Genomic DNA, 2,804 nt, shown 5'->3' with positions numbered 1-2,804 from the left:
CCCGGTGCCGCTGCCCAGCGTGCCCGCGGCGCCTGTCGGCGCCACTCCAGGCGCAGCCGCGGCCCCGGCCGGCACCCCCCGCGCGCCCGAGCAGCGCGTGACGGTGGAGAACCCGACGCGCGTGCTGGGCAGCATCAGCCTGCGCGGCGCCCGCTTCGACGACGTGGTGCTGAAGGGCTACCACGAGACGGTCGACCGCAACTCCCCGCTGGTCCGACTGCTGGCTCCCCGCGGCAACGCGCATCCCTATTTCGGCCAGTGGGGCTGGACCGCGGCCGATGGCCGCACGCGCGTGCCAGATGCCGACACGGACTGGACGGCGGATGGCACGGCGTTGTCGCCCGGGCGGCCCGTGACGCTGCGCTGGGACAATGGCGACGGCGTGGAGTTCCGCATCCGGCTTGAACTCGACGCCGACTACATGCTGCTGGCCCGCCAGACCGTGGTGAACCGCAGCGCGGAGCCGATCCAGGTGCTGCCCTGGGCGCGCATCCGACGCGAGGCGACGCCGCAGGTGGCAGGCTTCTTCATCCTGCATGAGGGCTTCGTCGGCGTGCTCGACGGCCGCCTGCACGAATGGACCTATGCCGATGCGCGGGAGGAGGCGCAGAAGCGCCGCGGCCCCGCCTTCGAACAGGAGAGCACCGGGGGCTGGTCGGGCTTCACCGACAAGTACTGGCTGACCGCTCTGACGCCGGAGAACCAGGCCACCCGGATCCGCACCGCCTATCGCCACGTCAACGACGGTGGTGACCGCTGGCAGGTGGACATGGCGCCGCCTGCGGCCGAGACGCTGGCGCCCGGCGCGGAATCCACCTTCGGCATGCGGCTCTTCGCCGGCGCCAAGGAGGTGAACCTGCTCGATGCCTACAGCGACCGCTACGGCATCGTGGACTTCGACAAGGCGATCGACTTCGGCTGGTTCTACTTCCTGACCAAGCCGTTCTTCCACGTGCTGCACTTCCTGGGCACGCTGACCGGCAATTTCGGCGTGGCGATCCTGCTGTTCACGCTGGGCCTGAAGATCCTGTTCTTCCCGCTGGCCAACAAGGCCTACAAGTCGATGGCGCGCATGAAGGTGCTCGCGCCCAAGATGACGGAGATCCGGGACCGGTACAAGGACGACCCGGCCAAGGCGCAGTCCGAGATGATGGCGCTGTATCGCAGCGAGAAGGTCAACCCGGCCTCGGGCTGCCTGCCCATCCTGATCCAGATCCCGGTCTTCTTCGCGCTCTACAAGGTGCTGTTCGTCACCATCGAGATGCGCCATGCGCCCTTCTTCGGCTGGATCCGTGACCTGTCGGCGCCCGATCCGACGAACCTGTTCAACCTGTTCGGCCTGCTGCCCTTCGATCCCATGCAGTGGAGCACCCTGTTCCACATGCCGGCCTGGGCCATCGCGATGGGCATCACGATGTACCTTCAGTACAAGCTGAACCCGACGCCGCCCGATCCGATCCAGGCCAAGATCTTCGCCTGGATGCCGCTGATCTTCACCTTCATGCTGGCCTCGTTCCCGGCCGGCCTGGTGATCTACTGGACCTGGAACAACCTGCTTTCCATCGGGCAGCAGTGGTACATCATGCAGCTTGATGCCAAGGCCCAGAAGAAGGCCGGCACCTGGGTGGCGCCGGCCAAGCCGGAGAAGGCGAAGAAGGGGTGAGGCACCCCCGGGCCCTTCTCCCTCCCCCGCCCGCGGGGGAGGGTCGGGGTGGGGGCGCGACCAACCGCGACGAGGTCCCGCCCATGCCCTCGGGCGACCCTCGGCCGGAGCGAACCCCGTGACCTCCGGCGGCCTGCTGGAGGCGAAGGACGAGGCGGAGCGGGCCGCGCTGATGGAGGCCGGGCGTCTGCTCTTCGCCCGGCCCTGCAGCTTCTTCTACGCCGCCCAGCGCATCGACCAGCTGCCCCCCGTCACCGACGTACCGGAAGTGGCGCTGTGCGGGCGGTCCAATGTCGGCAAATCGTCGCTGATGAACGCGCTGACCGGCCAGAAGGCGCTGGCCCGCGTCAGCCACACCCCGGGCCGCACCCGCCAGCTCAACTTCTTCGATCTGGGCGAGGGGAAGCTGACGCTGGTGGACATGCCGGGCTATGGCTTCGCCCAGGCGTCGAAGCAGGTGAAGGCCGACTGGCAGGGGCTGATGTTCGACTTCCTGCGCGGCCGCCCCAGCCTGCGCCGCGTGCTGCTGCTGATGGACGCCCGGGTCGAGACCAAGCCCGCCGACCGCGCTGCGATGGACCTGCTGGGCGAGGCGGCGGTGGCCTTCCAGCTGGTGCTGACCAAGGCCGATGCGGTGAAGCCGGCGCAGCTGGCGAAGCGGCTCGAGGAGGTGCAGGCCATCGCCAAGCGCCGCACCGCTGCCCATCCCCTGGTGATCGTCACCAGCAGCGAGACCGGGCAGGGCATTCCGGAGCTGCGTGCGGAGCTTGCCGCACTCGCCGGTTGATCCGGCCTGCCGGCTTGTGTCCCATGGCAGGATGCGCCGCCTCGCCCTTCCGCTCGTCCTGACCATCGCCGTCCTCGGCGCGACCGCCCTGCCGGCGCGGGCGCAGGACGCCGTCCTCGTCCTCGACGCCTCGAACTCGATGTGGGGACGGGTGGATGGCCAGCCGAAGATCGCCATCGCGCGGGACGCGGTGGGCGCCCTGGCCCGCGCCCTGCCGGCGGGCCGGCGGATGGGGCTGATGGCCTATGGCCACCGCCGCGCCGGCGACTGCGCCGACATCGAGCTGCTGCTGCCGCCCGGCCCGGTCGACCCCGCGGCCTTCGCGCGCGCCGCCAACGTCACCCCGCGCGGCCG

3 protein-coding genes are annotated in these 2,804 nt (G+C 70.1%); all 3 read left to right on the top strand.

The annotated features are described in order from the left end of the window. Positions 1-1,663: membrane protein insertase YidC (gene yidC / locus OZN99_RS29005; protein ID WP_270938692.1), on the top strand; the 1,663-nt coding region annotated here is incomplete at its 5' end. 172 nt (positions 1,664-1,835) lie between these two features. Further along, a complete protein-coding gene (gene yihA / locus OZN99_RS29000; protein ID WP_270938693.1) occupies positions 1,836-2,450 on the top strand; it encodes a ribosome biogenesis GTP-binding protein YihA/YsxC in 615 nt (204 codons plus the stop codon). A 31-nt stretch (positions 2,451-2,481) separates the two neighbouring features. Beyond that, positions 2,482-2,804, top strand: a 323-nt coding sequence (locus OZN99_RS28995; RefSeq protein ID WP_270938691.1) for a VWA domain-containing protein, incomplete at its 3' end; no start/stop codon positions are given.

The organism is Falsiroseomonas oryzae, assembly GCF_027856955.1.
GTDB lineage: Bacteria > Pseudomonadota > Alphaproteobacteria > Acetobacterales > Acetobacteraceae > Falsiroseomonas > Falsiroseomonas oryzae.
The sequence above is the reverse complement of the archived record's forward strand: the minus strand, read 5'-3'. Positions and strand labels throughout refer to the sequence as shown.